Source organism: Erythrobacter longus, from assembly GCF_000715015.1.
Lineage (GTDB): Bacteria > Pseudomonadota > Alphaproteobacteria > Sphingomonadales > Sphingomonadaceae > Erythrobacter > Erythrobacter longus.
This window is the reverse complement of sequence record NZ_JMIW01000006.1, coordinates 136977-157775: the sequence shown is the minus strand read 5'-3', so window position 1 is coordinate 157775 and position 20799 is coordinate 136977. Positions and strand designations below refer to the sequence as shown.

10 protein-coding genes are annotated in these 20799 nt (G+C 55.5%); all 10 read left to right on the top strand.

Going from position 1 to position 20799, the window contains the following annotated elements:
* Positions 1-312 precede the first annotated feature (312 nt).
* The 10 genes from EH31_RS12880 to EH31_RS12835 all read left to right on the top strand — a co-directional run bounded on the left by EH31_RS12880 (position 313) and on the right by EH31_RS12835 (position 20799).
* Positions 313-666 carry a single-stranded DNA-binding protein gene (locus tag EH31_RS12880; protein ID WP_034960915.1) on the top strand — a complete coding sequence of 118 codons (354 nt, stop codon included), beginning with the start codon at positions 313-315 and terminating at the stop codon, positions 664-666.
* A 371-nt stretch (positions 667-1037) separates the two neighbouring features.
* Complete coding sequence (locus tag EH31_RS12875; protein ID WP_034960913.1) at positions 1038-2210, top strand: site-specific integrase; 1173 nt, start codon at positions 1038-1040, stop codon at positions 2208-2210.
* Positions 2207-3403 (top strand): tyrosine-type recombinase/integrase, encoded by a 1197-nt coding sequence (locus EH31_RS12870; RefSeq protein WP_034960911.1) that lies wholly within the window; start codon positions 2207-2209, stop codon positions 3401-3403. The genes EH31_RS12875 and EH31_RS12870 overlap by 4 nt, the downstream gene beginning before the upstream one ends.
* A gap of 122 nt (positions 3404-3525) precedes the next feature.
* Positions 3526-5709 (top strand): type I secretion system permease/ATPase, encoded by a 2184-nt coding sequence (locus EH31_RS12865; protein ID WP_081853396.1) that lies wholly within the window; start codon positions 3526-3528, stop codon positions 5707-5709.
* A complete protein-coding gene (locus EH31_RS12860) occupies positions 5706-7205 on the top strand; it encodes an HlyD family type I secretion periplasmic adaptor subunit (protein WP_051699246.1) in 1500 nt (499 codons plus the stop codon). Before EH31_RS12865 ends, EH31_RS12860 begins: the two co-directional genes overlap by 4 nt.
* A 301-nt stretch (positions 7206-7506) precedes the next feature.
* Positions 7507-8220 carry a hypothetical protein gene (locus EH31_RS12855; RefSeq protein ID WP_051699245.1) on the top strand — a complete coding sequence of 238 codons (714 nt, stop codon included), beginning with the start codon at positions 7507-7509 and terminating at the stop codon, positions 8218-8220.
* 158 nt (positions 8221-8378) lie between these two features.
* Positions 8379-8756, top strand: coding sequence for an alpha/beta hydrolase family protein (locus tag EH31_RS12850; protein ID WP_152553568.1), 378 nt, complete (start codon positions 8379-8381; stop codon positions 8754-8756).
* On the top strand, positions 8753-9478 hold the full coding sequence (locus EH31_RS12845) for a hypothetical protein (protein ID WP_051699244.1): 726 nt from the start codon (positions 8753-8755) through the stop codon (positions 9476-9478). Before EH31_RS12850 ends, EH31_RS12845 begins: the two co-directional genes overlap by 4 nt.
* The gene (locus EH31_RS12840; protein ID WP_034960907.1) at positions 9475-19614 is read left to right on the top strand and encodes a tandem-95 repeat protein; all 10140 of its coding nucleotides are present in this window, start codon (positions 9475-9477) and stop codon (positions 19612-19614) included. The genes EH31_RS12845 and EH31_RS12840 overlap by 4 nt, the downstream gene beginning before the upstream one ends.
* Before the next feature lie 879 nt (positions 19615-20493).
* The gene (locus EH31_RS12835; RefSeq protein WP_034960904.1) at positions 20494-20799 is read left to right on the top strand and encodes a hypothetical protein; all 306 of its coding nucleotides are present in this window, start codon (positions 20494-20496) and stop codon (positions 20797-20799) included.

Sequence of the window (20799 nt, the reverse complement as noted above, 5' to 3'; positions counted from 1 at the left end):
GACAGGGATTTGCCGGAGGGAAACCGACGCTGATTGCGGTGTCTCGTGTTCGGTTTCCAGAGTTCTTCCGTCCTTCAAGAACCATCCCCTTTTCATGACCTGATCACGCCCCTGACCGAACGCGGACAGGCGCTGCAACCCGCGCCCATTCGGACCGTTTTGCCACGCTTCGCGCGGCTGCCCGCACCACTCCGATCGGCGGGGTTCCCCTCGCATACGCTCGGTGCAGTCCTGCCCGTGCCCGGCCTCATCGGGGCTCAGTCAAAGGGATGGCCCCTTGGACGGATCGAATGCCTCGAAAGGACACGAACAATGAAGAACACCGTCACACTGGTCGGCTTTGTCGGCAACACTCCCGAAGTCCGCGAAACTTCCGGCAGCGCCACGATAACCACCCTATCTCTCGCTACCACGCGCAGCTTCAAGGACAGCGAAGGCAACCGCCATACCGAGACCGAATGGCACCGGATCACCTGTTTCAACGGCATCGGGAAAAGCGTCGCCGAGCACGTCACAAAGGGTGCCATGATCATGGTGACGGGCCGCATTCACTACAGCAGCTGGACCGACGCCGAGGGGCAGACCCGCTACGGCTGCGAGATCATCGCAGAACAGGTCGATTTCCTTGCGAGGGCGAAGGAAGGAGGGGCGGCAAAGGCCGCCTGATCGCAACCGTAATCTGACGCTCCCAAAGGGCCTCGCTGGCAATATCCAGCGAGGCCTTTTGCCGTGCTTGGGCTTGGCCTCACTTCCGTTCGCTCTTTCGCCGCGCGGGCGCGGTGATCCTTTTGGAAGTGGTTGGAAAACCGCTTCAGAACGAACTGGCGAAATGACTGGTCACGTGGGGGAATATGGGAAATTGGAGGGCACACCGTACGCAGTAAGACTGCTGTGTTTTGGGAAAAAGCGCAATAAAATCAGTTCGCGATACGCTTCAGGTTCTCGGGAGACGGGGCGCTGGTGAATGCTCGCTGGTCCCAGCAAATGACGGGAGTTTCGAGACTTTTTCGAGCAGTTCTGATAATAACGCCTGCTATATGGTCCCCAAGGGTCGATCCAAAGCACGCCGGGCACTGCTCGATGGCAATCTTGCCCGGCGCAATCTTCCGCTGGGAAAGAGCGAATATTGCATCTGGGACGCTGAGCTTGCTGGTTTTGGCTTGAGGGTAAGGCCGAGCGGCAATTACTTCTGGTTTGTGCGTTTGCGCCATCGCGGCAAACATCGCCGGATTACCCTTGGGCGATCTGACGAGTTGGATGCAGGACTGGCAAGAGCGCAGGCGCGCCGAATACTGGCAGAGGCAGCTCTCGATGGATTGCCCAAGCGCACGGTGATCAAAGCGACACCCACCATGAACGACTTTGTCGAAGCCTATTGGGATGATCTCTCGCGGGCTTGGAAGCCCTCGACGACCAAGCGCAACCTGTCTGCATGGCGCGTTATGATAGCGCCGACCTTTGGCGATGTGCGGGTCGCTGATGTCATGCCTGCTGACATCCACCGCTGGCGCGACGAGTGTGCTGGCGAGAACGAGATGAAATTCAACCGTGCGGTACCGGTGCTCTCAGCTCTCTTCAAATATGCCGAAGCGCTCAAGATGCGGCGACAAGGCTCTAATCCTTGCAAAGGCATATCGCGCTATAAACACGCGCCTCAAGAACGTTATCTTACACCCGCCGAGTATCGCCGGATAGGCTTGGCATTACGCGAAGCTGAAGCGGATAAGCCTAAGCATGTCGCCATCGCCCGTCTGCTTCTCTTCACAGGCGCGCGCGTGGGCGAGATTGTAAACCTCAGGTGGGAGTGGGTTAGGCCGCCGAGACTGGTTCTTCCTGACAGCAAGACGGGTCCCAAAGTGATTTGGCTAAGCACACAAGCGCAGGTCGTTCTCGCAAGGATTGAGCGCAGTGATCAAAGCAATCTGGTCTTTCCCAACCTGAGGGGCAAACGGCCCCTCAATTTCGACACGTGGTGGCATTCATTCCGGAAACAATGCGCCCTGCCCGATGTGCGTATCCATGATCTGCGCCATAGCTTTGCTTCGACCGCAATTATGGACAATGTGCCCCTCGCGACGATCGGGGCGTTACTGGGCCATAAACTCCCCGAGACAACGGCGAAATATGCGCATTTGTCAGATGATGTAATCGGGGACGCCGCAGAACGCGTATCAGGTTCTTTGGCTCAAGCGATTGGTCTTACGCCGTGACTGCCGCAAGCCTAAGAAAGGTCGTTGAAGAGGCTCTTGCCGAGGTTGGCGCAAGTGTTAACTTCAAACTCATTCCCAAAGGCAAGGCTCGTACGACAACCTGGCTTGGCGTCGAGCATGGCTTTGGCATCCGCCATTATCCCAGCGGTCGCAATGTCTACATCGTCCAAACGCGCATGGCTGGCCGTATGCGCACTGTCACGCTCGGTCCAGCGTCAGTTCTTACCCGTTATCAGGCGCAGATGGTTGCCCGCCGCGTGATCGCCTACGCACAGGTCGGCCGCAATCCAGCGAGCGAACGCCAGCGTATTCGCTCCGCACCAAGCTTCTCCGACTTCTTAAACGAATACTGGGAGCGATGGGCCCCGCAATGGAAGGCATCCACACTGGAAACACACAGCGGCTACCGCCGCCGCTATCTCGATCAGGCGTTTAGCGGCACCTATATTGACGAGTTGAACGAAGGTGATGTCACGAGCTGGTTTGCGGACCTCAACAATAGGACAGGCCCAGGCGCAGCCAATCGGACGCTCGAGATACTCAAGCACATGCTCAACAAGGCGGAAGAATGGGGCTACAGGCTTGAAAACACCAATCCGTGCCGCGCGATCAAGCCAAATCGAAAGCGCCAATGCGAAAGGTTCTTAACCGGCGATGAGCTTGCGAGGTTGGGCGATGCTCTAGACGAGCTACGCAAGTCTGATGACCAAACAACCCAATGTGCTGGAGCTGCGCTAACCCTGTTGCTGCTGACGGGGTGCCGCAAGAATGAGGTGCTCACCCTTGAATGGCGTGATGTCAAAGGTAATCGCCTGCTTCTTCGTGATAGCAAGACAGGCCCTCGAACAGTCTGGCTCGGGTCGGCGGCAAGGGCTGTGATTGCAGCTGTGCCGCGCAACAAGAAACCTCAGCTGTTTTGGAACTATCGTCTCGGCAGGCCCATGCGCGATGTAACCAGCTATTGGAATGCGGTTCGCGAGAAAACAGGTCTTACAGATGTGCGCCTCCACGATTTGCGCCACACATTCGCAAGCCACGCGGCGATGAACAAAGAAACCCTACCGATGATCGGGCGGCTTTTAGGCCACGCGAACGTGCAAACAACGGCGCGCTATGCGCATCTTGATGACGAGCACCTATTGGAGGCGGCCCAGCAAATCGGTGAACAGGTCGAGCGATTGCTAGAGGGTTAATCTCGCCAAAACACGGAGCCTGAGCTTTCATTTGTCATTGATATTTTTGCACAACGCAGTTCTTCAAGAGTTGCTTCTTCTCTTCATTGCACTAAGTGATTGCACAGGGTCGAGTGCAATTCATGGCATCATCAATAGAAAATCCTTTGGCGGCTCCCGCCGATGCGGCTCTGTCTAGCTTCGTTTTACTTGCTCAGTTTCTTGGACAAGCAGCCGACCCTGCGCAAATCCACCATGATCGCGGGCAAGGTGACAGGCCCTACACCTTCGATGATCTGGTGCGCATTGCCAAGAAATTGGATCTCATTGCGCGGCGTAAGACTGCGGCTCTGTCCGACCTTTCCAAGCAGCCCCTGCCTGCTCTGGTGCGGCTGAACGATGGCGGCTGTGCGGTCCTCCTCAAGATCGACACAAGCGGCGATGCGGGTGTGCGCTATATGGTTCTGCGGCCGGATAGCGAGCGGCCTGAAGTTTGGTCCGAAGAGCAGGTCTTGGAGCAATTTGAGCTGAATGGCGGCAAGGTTGACCTCTTGCTGATGACAAGCCGCGAGAAGATCGCGGGCGAAAAGCGTGCGTTCGATATCAGCTGGTTTATCCCAGCGCTCGTTAAGTACCGCCGCGCTTTGCGCGATGTGCTTGTCGGCAGTTTCTTCCTCCAATTGGTGGGGCTGGCTTCGCCGATTTTCTTCCAGCTTGTGATCGACAAGGTCCTTGTGCACCAATCGATGACCACACTTGAGGTGCTCGCGATTGGCCTTGCGACTGTACTGGTGTTTGAGACGATGCTCTCAGCGCTTCGCAACTGGCTTTTTGCCCACACATCGAACCGCGTCGATGCCGAGCTTTCCGCCTCGCTCTTTAAGCATCTCGTTGCGTTGCCGCTTTCCTATTTTGAAGCCCGCCGTGTGGGCGATAGCGTGGCGCGGGTGCGTGAGCTTGAGAACATTAGAAACTTCCTCACCTCCAATGCGGTGACGGTGGTGATCGACCTGTTTTTCACTATCGTCTTCTTTATCGTTATGTATCTTTATTCGCCGATGCTCACTCTGATCGTGGCGCTGACGATCCCGATCTACATTACGATCTCTGTGTTCATAACTCCGCCACTTCGCGCTCGGCTCGATGAGAAGTTCAAGCGCGGTGCGGAGAACCAGGCGTTTCTTGTGGAGACCGTCACCGGCATCGGAACGCTCAAGTCCATGGCCGTTGAGCCGCGCATGCGCGATCGTTGGGAAAAGCAGTTTGCAGGCTACATCAAAACCGGTTGGGATGTGACGGTTCTCTCCAATTGGGGCAGCCATTTGATCCAATTGGTGAGTAAGCTCACCACAGTGGCAATTCTTTTCTTTGGCGCGCAAGCGGTGATTGCGGGGTCTTTGACCGTCGGTGCTTTGGTCGCGTTCAACATGCTCTCAGGCCGCGTGGCTCAGCCGATCTTGCGGTTGTCGCAGCTGTGGCAGGATTTCCAGCAAGTGCGCATTTCGGTGGACCGCTTGGGCGATATCCTCAATGCGCCCGCGGAGCCTGAACACAATCCCAACCGCGCAAGCCTGCCGCCGATTAAGGGGCAAGTCGAATTCGATAAAGTCCGCTTCCGTTATCGTGCTGATGCGCCCGAGGCCCTTCGCGGGGTGAGCCTTGAGATTTCGGCGGGAGAGATGCTCGGGATCGTAGGCCCGTCGGGTTCGGGCAAATCGACCCTCACCAAACTCGTACAGCGACTCTATGTGCCCGAACAAGGCCGCGTTCTGGTTGATGGCACGGATTTGGCGCTCGTCGATCCCGCATGGCTGCGCCGCCAAGTGGGCGTGGTGTTGCAGGAGAACATTCTCTTCAATCGGACAGTTCGCGAAAATATCGCCCTCGCAAACCCCACCGTGGATATGGAGCGCGTGATTGCGGCGGCTGAGCTTGCAGGCGCGCATGAGTTTATCCTCACACTTTCGCATGGCTATGACACGGTGATCGAAGAGCGCGGCTCGAACCTATCGGGCGGTCAGCGCCAGCGCCTTGCCATCGCGCGTGCGTTGATCACCGATCCCAGCATTTTGATCCTCGATGAAGCCACAAGCGCGCTTGATGCCGAGAGCGAAGAGATCATCCAGAACAACTTGGCTCGCATCGCAGAGGGTCGAACGGTGATGATCATCGCCCACCGGCTCTCTGCCGTGCGCCCATGCCACCGCATTATTACGGTCGAGGCAGGCGAGATCACAGAGATGGGCTCCCACGAAGAGCTCCTGAAAGCCGGTGGCCGCTATGCGCAATTGCACGCGAAGCAAACCGGAATGGCGGGTATGCCATGAGCTTTCTCTCGGACCGTTTCCCTACCATAGCCAAGCACCTTGCCGTGTTTGGCGAGGCGTGGCGTGGGCAGAACGAGGCGGATAAAGCCTTCAAGCCCAAGGAAGAACACGAGTTCCTACCCGCCGCGCTTGAGATCATGGAGAAGCCCGCAAGCCCCGGCATGCGTTGGCTCTTGCTCATTATCTGCACCCTGTTCGTGCTCGCGCTGATCTGGGCGGTTTTTGGCAAGATCGATGTTGTCGCCACTGCGGCGGGCAAGACAGTTCCGGGCGATAACGTCAAAGTTGTCCAGCCCATCGAAATCGGCTCTGTGCGGCAAATTCATGTGAAGAACGGGCAGTTTGTGAAGGCGGGCGAGATACTGATCGAGCTCGACCCAACGCTAGCCAATGCGGATGAGGCACAGAGCACCCAAACGCTGCTTTCGGCTCGGATTATTCAGGCGCGCAATGACGCCCTGCTCGCCCATCTTCAAGGACGCCGTGCGCGCTTTGTGCCACCCGAAGGCACGCCGCCCGATATCATCCGCACAGAAGAAGCCTTCGTCGCCAATGCGACTGCGCAATATGACGCGCAAAAGGGGGCGCTTACGCAACAGCGTGCAGAAAGTCAGGCGGAACTTGCAGCCTCGAACGCAGAGATTGCCAAGCTTGAAGAAGCTCTCCCCTTTATCGACCAGCAATTGGGTGCGCGTGCAGAGCTTGCCGAACGCGGGTATTTCTCAAAACTTCAGCTCCTCGAATACGAGCAACTTCGCGCTGAACACTTGCGCGATATCGAAGTGCAGCAGGCCAATAAGCAACGGGCCGAAGCAGCGATCAGGCGGCTCAGCGCCGAGTTACAGAGCCTGAAGGCTGGCTTTGGCCGGACTGCAGTCAATGACCTTGCTGAGGCCAATGACCGCGCTACGATGGCCAATGAGGAACTGCGCAAGGCTGAACGCATGCGCCGTTTCCAAGAGCTTCGCAGCCCCGTTGATGGCGTGGTCCAACAGCTTGCGGTCAGCACGGTTGGCGGCGTGGTCCAGCCTGCCGAGCCGCTTATGGTCATCGTACCCTGCATCTCAGGCGATGCCAGCGATGCGGCCAGTTGCAATGGCGGGGTCACGGTTGAAGCCTTTGTGCAAAACAAAGACATCGGTTTTATCAAGGTGGGACAGCGCGTGGCAGTGAAGCTCGAAGCGTTCAACTTCACCGATTACGGCCTTATCGAAGGCACCGTTACCAACATCAGCCGCGATGCCATCGACCAGTCCCAGCAACCCGCTGGAAGCGTGCGTGATGAGAACGGGCGGCCGATCAAGCCGGGCCTCGTTTATGCTGCCAAAATTGAGCTGTCGTGCGAGGCTGATGACCCAGAGCGCCACACCCTGTGCGACCGTGTGCAGCCCGGAATGAGCGTGCAAGCCGAGATCAAAACCGGTCGGCGCCGCATCATCCAATACTTGCTTTCACCCATCTCGCAAGCAGTCAATGAAGCAGGGCGCGAGAGATAACCAAATATAAACCGTGAAATTCACTTTGTACAATTGACAATGAATTCAGAAAGCTATTTGTTACGATTTCTTGACTTCGGCGATTTTGGAGTTTCGCTGGTACTGAAAGTGGTTTTCTTGAAAGTCACTTGGCTGGGGTTAAAGTGCAGTAGAATGCTGCGCCGCTAATGGGGGTGATGGGTCGCAGTTTGACGAAATTGGTGGATCTTGCAGCTGACCAAATGCTGCCTGCGCATGCAATGTTGATGCCGAATGGTTGCTCGCAGGATGCCGGACTGTTTGAAAATGTAGGGGTCACTGAATGAAACTGCGCGGTTTTCTATTGAGCGTTGTGCTCAGCACTTTGCTCGTTTCGACCGGCTGCTCTGCCGAGGATGCTGCTCCGGACTACCGTTATCGCCTGACGGTTGAGGTCGACACGCCTGAGGGGCTCAAGTCCGGCTCCAGCGTTATCGAAGTGCAACAGACGGTGATGCGGCCGGGTTCCTCGCCGGGCAGTTTGGGTGTGTCTCGCAAAGTACGTGGAGAGGCAGTTGCGGTTGATCTGCCCGGAGAGCAGACCCTGTTTGCCTTGCTGCGCTCCGAGAGCAACGTCGATTGGGCGAGCTATGTCTACATCTATCTCAAGCCGCCAAGCACAGAAAAAGAGTTTGTCGATCAACTCGATGATGTTTTGGAGGTCACCGGCGAACGGGAACTGCCGCGTATGTGGCCGCCCGTCGCGTTTCTGGAAGAACGCTCTGCCTATCCGATGTTGGTGACCTTTGGTGACATGGATGACCCCACCAGTGTGGCGAGGGTTGATCCTGATGACCTTGCCGCGAGTTTTGGTGGAGGGGTGAGCCTTAAGCGGATCACTGTTGAGCTGACCGATGATCCGATGACGACCGGGATTGAAGAGCGGCTACCAAAGCCATTGGAAAGAGGATTTTACGGACTTCGGACGCAAGTCGACGGGGTCGAACATGTTGTCCGATTGGGGCGTTCAGCCTTCTCTAAAGGAGTTGCACAGTGAATCGTGAGGTCTTTTTGTCGTTGTTAGCCCTTGATTCCTATAATCGGGGGTATGGTGAAAATTTGAGTGGCCTCGAAGTGCCCAGATTCGACTTGGATGGAAACCCTATCGATGAGGTCCGAATCGGAACTGCCGCGATTTCAGGGGATTCTTCGCGATTGGGAGAAGCACCTGATGGTCGTATCGACGAGGCAGCCGGCTTTTACGCCATCGCTTATGAATGGCAGGGCGAGACCATCATTTCCTATCGTGGGACGAATTTTCCTGACTTTGCCAACATCACCACAGAAGGCGTCTTCGATTTTGCCAGAGACCTGTGGGGTGGGTGGAACTTCTTCCTGGGCTTTGATCGCCACAGCCAGGCTGATCTTGCGCGGGCTTTCTACGAAGATGTCACCGGCAACACATTTCGCGGCGAAGCGGATTTCATCACCCCGCCCGATTTCGGCGATGATCGCATCACCCTCACCGGACACTCGCTTGGCGGGGTGTTGGCTGCTTCCAATGACAATGAAGCGATGGAGCAGGCAGCATGAAACTGAGTGGTTTTCTTGTGGGTGCATTGCTTAGTGCTTTGCTTGCTTCCACTGGCTGCACAGCAGAGGATGCGGCCCCAGACTATCGCTATCGTCTGACCGTTGAGGTCGACACGCCTGAGGGGTTGCGTACAGGATCGAGCGTCATTGAAGTTCAAAGGGCTGTGGCAGACCCCGTAATCAATCCATCGGCTTCAATCTTACGAACGCGAATACGCGGCGAGGCTGTGGCGGTTGACCTGCCGGGTGGACAGACGCTTTATGCATTGTTGGGCAATGGTCAGAGTGGGCAATGGGCTGCAGCGGTCGTACCTTTGCTCGCGCCCGATGCACAAGACGACAATCCTTTCGATGATGTGCTGCTATTGGAGGGCAAGCAGGAGTTGCCGCGCACCTGGCCTCCGGTCGGGCATATCGGTGAGCGCCCGGCCTATCCGATGCTGGTGACCTTCGGCGATGAGGCCGATCCGACCAGCGTTGCGCGGGTCGATCCCGATGATCTGGCCGCAAGCTTTGGCGAGGGTGTGGAGCTGAAGCGCATAACCGCTGAGCTGACCGACGATCCGGTGACGACAGGGATTGAAGAGCGGTTGGGGTGGTTGGCCGAGACGGAAGGTGCAATCGGGAAAATACCAATGTCGGAACGTCCTCCAAGCGGGATCGCCTTACCGCTCCACGCTACTCTAAGTGAAACAGCATTCCGCAAAGGAGCCAAAAAATGAACTCAGATGTCTTTCTTTCGCTCTTAGCCCTTGACGCTTATAACCGAGGATATGGATCAGGCCTCAATGGTTTGGATTTTGAAGCAAACGTAACGAAGATCGGTAACGCTACGATTAAGACAGACAGCGAAATCGAGATTGGAGATACTGCGGAAGACGCAGGCTTTTACGCCATCGCGTATGATTGGAACGGCGAGACGGTCATCTCCTATCGGGGCACGAATTTCCCCAACGACCCGTTCAATCCCACAGCAGAAGAGTACAACGCCATCGTCGCCGATTTCCTTGGGGGCTGGAGCCTTTTTACTGGCCTCGAATATCCCGTCCAGATCGATCACGCGTATGATTTCTTGGTCGATGTTACCGGAACGGGCTTCAAGGGCGTCGATACACTCAACGGGTCATCAAACATCACCCTGACCGGACACTCGCTGGGCGGAGGCTTGGCGGGTTATGCTGGGTCACGAGGTGGTTTGAGCACGGTTGTGTTTGACCCTATCCCGTACGGCTCGGCAACAAATACCCAGGTCGCCAACGAGGCTTATGCAAAAACACTTGCTGACCTGGGACTTCAAAATGCCAGCCTCCTCGACCTCCTTGTTTACTTCACTGATCTGGACAGTGTAATTCCAACAACACTCTTGACTGCGGCGACTACAGACTCGGAAGGGGTGCCTTTCTTACAGTTTTTCAACACCTATTTTGAGAATGTTGCCCTGTTAAGCCCCGACTTTTCAGTGGTGAACGGGTATTATCTTGAGGGCGAGATCGCAGCACCAATCTCTAATCTTCAGATGTTATCTCCGGTCATCGCAGCCGCACTTGCTCCGGTCATTTCCGCCGTCTCTGACGAAGCTTCATCAGGTTTACTCGGTCTAACCTTTGATCAATTCTTTGAGGGGCTATCCGATACTCTAACAGGCGACCGCGCTGGGGTCGTAGAAGTTGACAACCGTGACCTTGATAGCTCGCTCAACCCTATTGATCTCCATAGCATGTCGCTTTTGTCAATCACCCTATTCGGCCAAGAACAATGGGGCGGCGCGAACGGAGAAAGTGGATCAAGCACCAATAATTGGGAAACTTCGATCCAATACATTTTACCAAGCGCGTCAGACGACGAAATCGCAGACGCTCTGGGCCTGAGCGCTGGCGAAGAAGGCACTGGCGGGGCCAAACCAGGCGCTCAAATGAGCTCAATGATCGCATATTCCGCGATCAACGAGGGAACCCGTGTCTTCGGTGATACGGGTATCCGTGCACTCTACAACGACGCAGATGATCTGGGTAACTTTGTCGAACGCTTCAGCAATGTATTTTCTGATGACACGCTTGAGCTGTTGGGCGGTTCCGTTGCGGAATTTGCTGGCCTTCTTGCAAGCCGCAGGATTGTGTCTGCCACGAATTCGGAAGCCGTTAATGGCATTCTGACAGTTGGATCATCGGGGCAGAGTCTGTTTGTCGACCTGTCTGATGCGACGTGGTCACAATATGTTGGCGGAGCGCAGAACCCGGAGGCGTTTCGCGAACCGCATACACCGAGCAATCGCGAGGAATTTGTGGATCAGTTGATCGATGCTCAGCTGTCAAAAATAGTAACAGACGATCAGCAGCGCGCTTTCTTGCTCGGCCAGTCGGCGTTCTGGCGCTCTGGAATTGAGAGGGCTGTGATCACAGCAGGATCGACGCTTTCCGGAACCTTCTTAGCTAATGGTGAAGATGACAACAGTTCCCAACTTATTATTTTTGACAGCAATTTAGAAAACAACCGCAATACCGAGGGTGGCATTACCAACTTCTTCGATGATGAGAATCCTGTTTTAATCATATCAGGCAACGGTACCAACCGGCTTTCTGGTTCTGATGGCGCCGATGCCTTTTTCACCGGGTCAGGAAATGACATCCTGGAGGGTGGTACAGGCAATGACTTCTTCTACGCTGGCCGAGGCACAAATCAGATTGATGGAGGAGATGGAAGAGACACCGCCGTTTATCAGAATTCTCTGACAGTAAACGTGTCCTACAATGGTAACGCGGCACAGGGTGATCTTAGAGTTTCCGCTCTGGCGCTCCAAGATATGCTTACGAGCGTTGAGCGTGTGATTGTAGATTCGCGCGACGCTCAGTTCAGACTGACCGGAAATATCGCTGCCGATACTGATATAGAAATCTTTGCACGCAGCTCGCCTGATGCGCTACCGTCACGGCAGTCGTTCTTCGGACAAAATGCTCGCGGCGGACTGGCGATCAATCTGAATACGGCCGGTGGAAGCCAAGTGCGTGACGAGGAGACCGGCGGCCTAATCCGTTTTGTCAACTTCAACACCACTATCTTTGGCTCAGACTTCGACGATACAATTTCTGATTTCAGCGATGAAGAAAAGATCATTTCTGGCGGTGATGGCAATGACACAATCAGCATTGCAGAGACTTTGCCGGACTCTGTGCTGATTGGTGGAAATGGCACAAACCGGTTTATCGCCGGGCATGGTAACGATGTCATTATCGATCAGCGCTCGTCTGTTTCGGTGGCGCAGGAGATGTCGCTCCCTGATCTTCGGATTAACACAGTTGGCGCTGATACCACATTTGATGCCATTGGTTCTGCAATCGGCGGCTTTGGCGACGATGCGATTGTGATCTCTATTGGAGGAATGTCTGCAACTCGTGGAGGCGTCGGCCCTAGCTACCTACTCGATGTGGGCGAAGGCAACGATACTATTGATCTCGATTTCAATGGCAGGGTCGCTTACCACTATCAACGCGGTGACGGGGCGGACCGCGTTCGGATGCGGAATGAAGGGACGTTTGGTTTTGCCGGACCCAACGAGCCATTTCCCGATTACTCGGTTTATCAAAGCAGCTTTTCGTTCGACTTCTCAGATTACAATCGCGATGAAGTGACTTTCCGTTTTGGCGTGAAGTCTGAACAGGAAGTTCAAGACAATGGAGAAATCACACCCACCTTCGCCATAAGAGGCAACATCCTCATCGAGTTTGTTGATGGCGGCTCTATCTTTATCGAAGACGTTTTTGCGTTTACTGGTGGGGGAACCGGTGACATCAGCGTCATTGGTGGATTTTCGGCACTTTTTGCAGATGGCGGAAATGGCGGATTTGACTTGCTTGAGCGGGTTGACGGTCCCCTTTCCGCGCCCGCAGCGCCACCCTCCCCGGAGCCTCCCGCTCCAGAAATGGGTGAGGCCGGAGATGGTGGTCCGGCCCCTGATCCGAGCCAAGGCCCAGCGGGTGAAGGCTCTCCGACAGAGAACGGAGGCCCCGCCCCGCTAGCTGCTCAAACCCTCTCAACACCCGAGATTACGGCTTCGCCGCAAAATGCCACGGTTGGTGATCAGGAAGTGCGGCTTGAGCGCGGCCTTGCTAGTTACACTGGCGGTGCAGGACATGACCGGCTGATCGTTGAGTGGACGCTCGACACACTCGTAGTGACGGGTGATGCGAGCAATATCACCATCTCTGATCGCTGGGGTGTTCTGGGAACAACCACACTCACAGACTTTGACGAGATTCAGGTCTTTGAGACCGACACAATTTACACCGTTCAAGGTTTCCTTGACGCAGTCGAGGCGCGCCAGTTCTCTGCACCGATTGCAGGAACCGAGGAAGATGATGCTCTCGTAGGAACTGATATTCGCGATCGCATTGGCGGCCTTGAAGGAAACGACACCATCGATGGGCTTGCGGGAGATGACATCCTCACAGGTGGTGCTGGTGATGACATTATCGACGGTTCAGGCGGTGATGATGAGCTGTTCGGCAATGAAGGCCAAGACACTCTTCGGGGTGGTGACGGCAAAGACCTGCTCGATGGTGGAGCCGATGCCGATTCGCTTGAAGGCGGGCTCGGCGATGACACCTATGTCGTAGATTCCGCTGGCGACACAATCACCGAAGCAGCGGATGCAGGCATCGACCGAGTTGAGGCCGCAATCGACTACACCTTGTCTGATAGCATCGAAGAACTCACTCTCACCGGTTCTGCGATCTCCGGCACCGGTAATGCAGGCGATAACCGTATTGCGGGTAATGATGAGAACAATACGCTTAGTGGCCTTGGCGGCGATGATATCCTCCTTGGACGGGACGGCGACGACACGCTTGAGGGCGGCGAAGGCGCAGACGTCTTGCAAGGCAATGATGGGGCTGACTTACTCTTCGGCGGGGCAGACAATGACCGGCTTGATGGCGGCACGGGTGACGATGAGCTGATCGGTGGGCTCGGAGATGACACGTATGTTATCGATAGCTCTGGCGATGTGGTTGTCGAAGCGGCGGGTGAAGGCTTTGACACCGTTGTTTCGAATACACTCAGCTACACCGCTGATGCCAATATCGAAGAGGTCGTGCTTGGGGACGAGGCTCTCGATGCCAATGCCTCTGACGAAGGCATCATCATCAGAGGCAACGCCCTAAACAACGCTATTTCGGGCGGCGAAGGGGAGGACGAACTCTTCGGCGGTGCTGGAGATGACTTCCTGACCGGTTCCAGCGGTGGTGGTGGCTCGCCTTTGCCCCCCGGTGGCGGTGGTGGAACTCCACTAACACCCCTTACAGGCATCGGTATTGGTATCGGTGATCCTCCGCCTCCCCCCGAACCCGGGGCAGATGGAAATGATCGCATCTTCGGAGAAGATGGCAACGATGTGATTTTTGGCGGCCTTGGAGATGATGATCTCTATGGTGGTTCTGGCAATGATGAAATCCATGGCGAAGATGGCAGTGACAACATCTTTGGCGGGCTTGGTTTCGACACTATCTTTGCCCAGTCGGATGGTGATCTTATTGTGGGCGAAGGGGAGGCTTTGCGTGAGGATGTTGGCCAGTTTGTTTCAGCCCCTGGTTGGAGCGCTGAATCCGGCCAGACCGATGTAGTCTCCTATTCTGGAGCCCGCAGCGATTTTGAGATTACGGCTCTTGGCAATGGCTGGTTCGAGGTGCAGAGTCTCTTGCCCGACGCAGGAGATGCAGACCTGCTTGTCCGGATTGGCGAAATCGAATTCGATTCAGATGCTGGCGTTGAGCTATTCTCTCTCACGCCACCAGAGGCAGCACTCGGGTTTGAGCAGATTGAGCTGACCCAAGGCGATGGCTTTAATGTGACGCTTGATAGCACCTGGTTTGTTGACCCCAATGGGGAAGCGTTCCAATTCACTTTGACACAGGCCGATGGATCGGTGCCTCCCGCGTGGGTGTCGCTCGATAATGGTCAGATTACGGGAACCTCGCCAAGCGATTTCGATGGCACTGTTTCGCTGGTGATCACTGCAACGAGCACCACTGGGTCGGCAAGCCGAACGCTGGAAATTGCGGTTGGCACCGACAATGATGCACCGCGGCTTGATCAAGGTTTAGCCGATGTCGCGTTTGCCGAGGACGCTTCGATTGAATTTGAAGTGCCCTCCGATGCCTTTGTTGATCCTGACGGGGATGCACTGTCACTGACTGCTGCCTTGTCGGACGGCTCGCCTCTCCCCGATTGGCTGAGCTTTGACGGTATCAGCTTCACAGGCACCCCGCCGCCGGACTTCAATGGAGCACTGGATCTGACGGTCACGGCGAGTGATGGTTCGCTTGAGGTGGCGGACAGCTTTACGCTTACCATTGACCCCGTAGCCGATGCTCCTGAGGCGGTTGCGGACAGCTTTGTGACCGAGGAAGATACCGCACTTCAGATCACCGCTGCTGAGCTGGTCGGCAACGACACTGATGTTGACAGCACTGCACTCAACGTTGTGGCCGTGCAAAACCCGGTTGGCGGAGTGGTTTCGCTCATCGATGGAGTGGTCACATTTACGCCCAACACGGATTTCTTTGGCACAGCGAGCTTTGAGTATCTTGTTACCGATGGCGATACCGATCCTGTAGTAGGAACAGTCTCCATAGAAGTCACGCCGATCAATGACGCGGTACGCACGGGTAGCGACTCTTTCGACACCGATGAAGACGTCGCGATCAACCTAGCACCTGCGGACTTCCTTTCGAACGATATTGACCCCGAGGGTGGAGCAGTCTCGATTACTTCGGTGGCGGCTCTCACAGAAGGTGCAAGCGCGGTTATCGAATCTGACGGCAGCATCACGCTGACACCACCTGCCAATGCGTTCGGTCTGATCCGCTTTGAATATGTCGTGGCGGACGATCAAGGACTGGAATCAACCGGACAGGTCAGCCTGTTTGCTACCTCGATAAACGATGCACCTGTGCTCGTGAATGAACTGGCCGATCAGTCGAGCCCGGAAGAAGCAAGCTTTAGCTTTGCAATCGATCCAGCGGCGTTCTCGGATGTTGATGACGGCATGTTGTCACTGACAGCCAGCCTTGGAGATGGCTCTTCGCTGCCTGAGTGGATGGCATTTGATGGCGTAGACCTAACGGGTACTCCGCCGCAGCATTTTAATGGCTTGCTTGAGATCACAGTTACCGCGAGCGATGGCGAGTTTAGCGCGTCTGATACGTTCACGCTTACGATTGATCCGATCAATGACGCGCCGATGTTGCTTCAGGTGCTGCCGGATATCAGCTCGCCAGAAGATACAGCGTTCTCCTTTGGCATCCCCGATGGCAGTTTTGTCGATGTAGATGGCGATGCACTCATGCTTAGTGCTACATTGGAAGATGGCAGCGCGCTTCCGGCTTGGCTTTCCTTTGATGGAACAAGTTTTGCCGGCACGCCGCCTCAGGACTTCAACGGCTCACTGGCTCTGACTGTCACAGCGAGTGATGGAGAGCTTTCGGCGAGCGATACATTCACACTGACGATTGATCCGGTGAACGATGCGCCGACCTTGGTGCAGGCTCTGCCCGATGTGTCCTTCGCAGAAGACACGGCTATGAGCTTTGACGTGCCAGACGGTACCTTCGCCGACGTTGATGGCCCAGCGCTGACGATCACTGCGGCGCTTTCAGACGGCAGCGCGCTTCCGGATTGGCTCAGCTTTGATGGGGCGACCTTCGCAGGCACGCCGCCTCAGGACTTTAACGGCGCATTGAACTTGCTGGTGACCGCAAGCGACGGTGAGCTGACAGCGGATGCTGCCTTCGCGCTCACGATTGATACTGTGAACGACGCGCCAGTTCTGGTGCAAGCTCTTGCCGATGTGTCTTCGGATGAGGATGCATCGCTTTCGATAGAGCTTCCAGCGGGTGCGTTTGCTGATGTGGATGGCGATGGTTTGACACTGAGCGCCACGCTTTCGGACGGCACGGCATTGCCGACATGGCTAAACTTCGATGGGACGACCTTTACTGGCACACCGCCACAGGACTTCAATGGAGCCTTTGATCTGACCGTGACTGCCACGGACGGAGAGCTCACAGTGTCTGACACGTTCACCCTGACCATCGATCCAGTGAATGATGCACCTACCCTCGTCCAAGCCACCGCTGATGTGGAAGCGAACGTTGCCGATGCGCTTTCCATTGATTTTGCAAACGGCGTGTTTGCCGATGTCGATGGCGATGCACTGACTTTTAGCGCAAGCCTATCGGATGGCGCCGCCCTCCCAAGCTGGCTGACCTTTACTGGCGGCATTCTCGCCTCGAACAGCGTTCCAACAGAAGTTGGTGACTTTGAGATCACCGTCACCGCCTCGGATGGTCAGGTAAGCGTCAGCAACAGTTTTGTACTCACCGTGCTCGGCGGCAATACCGCTCCCGTGACAGAAGATGACGGCGTGTTCGTCACCACAGCCAACCGCGAGCTTGCCATCGATCCGAACACGCTGTTCGAGAACGATGTGGATGCAGAAGGCGATGCTCTCACTCTGGTCAGCGTCCAAGATGCAACCATTGGCGAAGTCAGCGTGGATAGCGATGGTAACATCATCTACATCCCCGATGCGGTCTTTGTCGGCGAGGCGAGTTTCACCTACACGGTGACCGATGGAGAGTTCACCTCGACCGCGACCGTGACCATCAATATCGATCCATCCGACGCCTTCGACGGTTTCCGTCAGGGCAATGATAACAACAACCGTCTGTTCGGCTCGCTCTTTGGCCGCAACCGGATCTTTGGTGCGGGCGGCAATGATCGCATCTTCGGCGGTTTTGCCAGCGACGAGCTTGCGGGCGGCGATGGCAATGACCGTATCGTTGGCCTGTGGGGCGATGACGATCTCTACGGGGGACAAGGCGACGATACGCTCTTTGGCGGCTTTGGTTTTGATACGGCCCATTTGCTGGGTGACCGCGATGATTATCAGATCTTCACATCAGGTGGTTTCTTCAATGTCACACAGACTGTTGATCTCGACACAGCGGTCGATGGAGATGACGGCGTTAATACGCTGATTTCAATCGAACAGCTTGAGTTTAAGGATGGGGTGACACTCAATATCGCCTCGCCCATTATCCTCGATTTGGCTGGCGACGGCGTTCAGACTGTGAGTGCTGATGAGAGCGATGCGCTGTTTGATTTGGATGGCGATGGCCTTGCTGACAACACAAGCTGGATCGGTGCGAATGATGCGTTCCTATTCCTCGACCGCGATGGCAATGGAACGGTCTCCGGCGTTCAAGAAATCAGCTTTATCGATGATGTTGAGGACGCGGCCTCTGACCTTGAAGGGCTAAGGGCGTTCGACAGCAATGGCGATGGTGTTCTCAACAGCGAGGACGAGCGCTTCGACGACTTAGGTGTCTGGAACGATGCTGATGGCGATGGTGCCGTTGATGAAGGCGAGACAGCCACTTTGGCCGAGGTTGGCATTGCGTCCGTCAATCTTGATGGCACGCCGGTTGAAGCGATGACGCAGTTTGGCGAGGTCGCGATTGCCAACACCGGCAACTACACCCTTGCAAACGGTGTTACCCGCGATTTTGCAGATGCCGCTTTGACCTTCTTCTCAGCAGCCACCAATCTGCCAGAGCTTGATACAACTTCGTATGACTTTGATCGCAAGGCCAAGAAATACCGTATCCATATCTCTGGCGGCGTGGCTGCCGTGGATCGCAAGCGTCGTCGCTCTAACGTCAACAGTCTCGCAGGCCAGCTTGGTGCTAACACCATCATCTCAACCAGAAACGGCGATTATGGCCGCTTTGCCCCTGTAGTCCTCGACCTAGATGGCGATGGTGTTGAGATGGTTCGCATGAAGCGTTCGAACGCTCGCTTTGATTATGCTGGCGATGGACGCAGCGACCAAACGGGTTGGCTGTCAGGCGATGATGGCTTCCTTGTGATCGACCGTAACAATGATGGGCTTATCACTGAGGCCTCGGAACTGAGTCTCGCTTCTGAAGATGACCAAGCCCGCACTGGGCTACAAGGCCTTGCCACTATGGACAGCAATGGCGACGGCGTGGTGGATAGCAGCGATGCCCGCTTTGGCGAGCTTCATGTTTGGCAAGACCGCAATGGCAATGGCCGCACCGATGCAGGCGAGTTGATCACGCTCGAAGAGGCTGGCATTGTCTCCATCTCCTTGGCTGCGACGGGTCTTGATGATCGCGTTAAGCTCGACCGCAACGCCGTGACAGCAACCGCTAGCTTTATGAGAAGCAATGGCACCACTAGCACCGCAGCGGACGTGTCGCTCGCCTACCGGCCAGCAACAGCACCAATTGCGCAATCAGCTTTCAATCCAGGTTCCATTTTCGGGTCGGACTTGTTCTTTAGCAATGCGGGTGCACCGCAATTGCCGCGTGAATTCCCTAGTCTCGAAGAACTGTTCGAGCAATTGCGAACAGACCAGTTCGGCAGTGGTTCGGACTTGTTCAGTCGGTTCGCTGAGCCGCAAAGGGAAATCGACATCGCAGGTCGAATTGAGGTCTCTGACTTTGTCCAAACTTCAAATACGCAGACTGCACAAGACGCTCCTCATCAGCGTGCCTTACTACAAACTGTGGCCAGCACTTCGGGCCTTCAGACACGGCCAGCGGGTGAGCAGTATCTTGAGAGGTTTGCGGCAGATCGCCTCTCAATTATTCGGGATGCGAATGCCCCCGCAGCCAATGATGATGTGATCGCATCAATTGCGCCAGCGAATGACCAAGCTGAACTCTCTCGCAAGCTGATGATGATCCGTCAGGAGATGAACGCCTTTGGTGTGAATGGCTCAGTTGAAACCGATCGTTTGCGGTCTGATGCGCCGGACTACTTGCACTTCTACGCTTAAGTTGGTCCTTCGAAAGAGGATCAAGATTTGTGAATTAAGAGACCAAGCTGCGGGGCCGCTATCGCCCCGCAGCTTCGCTCCTTTGCGACACTGAAACTGTCATGGAGATGTTCGAAAGAGGACGCGGTATCGCGACCCATTTACCGTGCAACAAATCAGAACATATTGCGAGGAAGCAGTTGCATCAGGACATGGATGGAGCTGCAGTAGCTTACAGATTGAGTGCACGATAAGCCTCAATGCTAAGATGAAAGCTAGACGCCCGCAGATAACGTTGCTTCGATGGCTTCCGAGCGATTTGAAGGCCCAGCAGACCGCATCTTTATAAAACGGAGGCACCCGCAAAAGGATAAGTTTGACCCACATAAATTCTTGGTCACGGGGCCGGGAGGCGGCAAATCCGCCTTCTTCCTAGTCCCATACTCATGTTGGCTATTTGGTCCCTATTGCGGAACATTTGAGGAAGAACGCGGGACTTATAGACCATCGCTTAGCAGCAAATTTGCCCACTAACTTCGGCGCTGCGCTACGCTTCCATGCTGAAATAAAAGCACTTTCTCCGTCGATGCGAGCGCAAGAGCAACTGGTCAATAGGACGCAATTCAGAATGGGATTGACCCAGCACACCGTACCCGGAGATCCGGTGTTTGGGATGCGAGGATTTCTGCGGGTTTCACCGATATTTCGGCATTGGTCGCCAAGTAATGTCATCTGATGTCACTTCTCGATCCGCAACTCACATCTGAGTTATCCGCCGCTAAGATATTAATTTGAAATCGAAAAATAGCGTTTTCCTACAGGGTGGCCGCTGCCGTAGACTGATGTCAGTCGAGAGGGGGCATTGGGCCGAAGAGGGGCGGCCAAACGTCAGGTGACGCCGTGCGATTTGCCCTTCAATGCTATGTCGACGAAGACCTTCATGCGCTTGTTAAAGCCGCTGCTGATGCAGCGCATATGAGTGTCAGCCAGTGGCTGAAACTCACCGTCATCGAGGCTCTGGAGCAGCCCCAGGACGAGGCGTTCCGCGATCAGGTTCTGGCCGATCTGCTCTTCACCAAGATCGCCCTCGACGGCTGGCTCCGAACCCACAAGGATAAGGAGCTGCGGGACCGGGTTCTGGTCGCTTACCAACGACGCATTCGTGAATATCGCGAGCGCAAAGCCGCGAAGCGCGAGGGGCGCTGA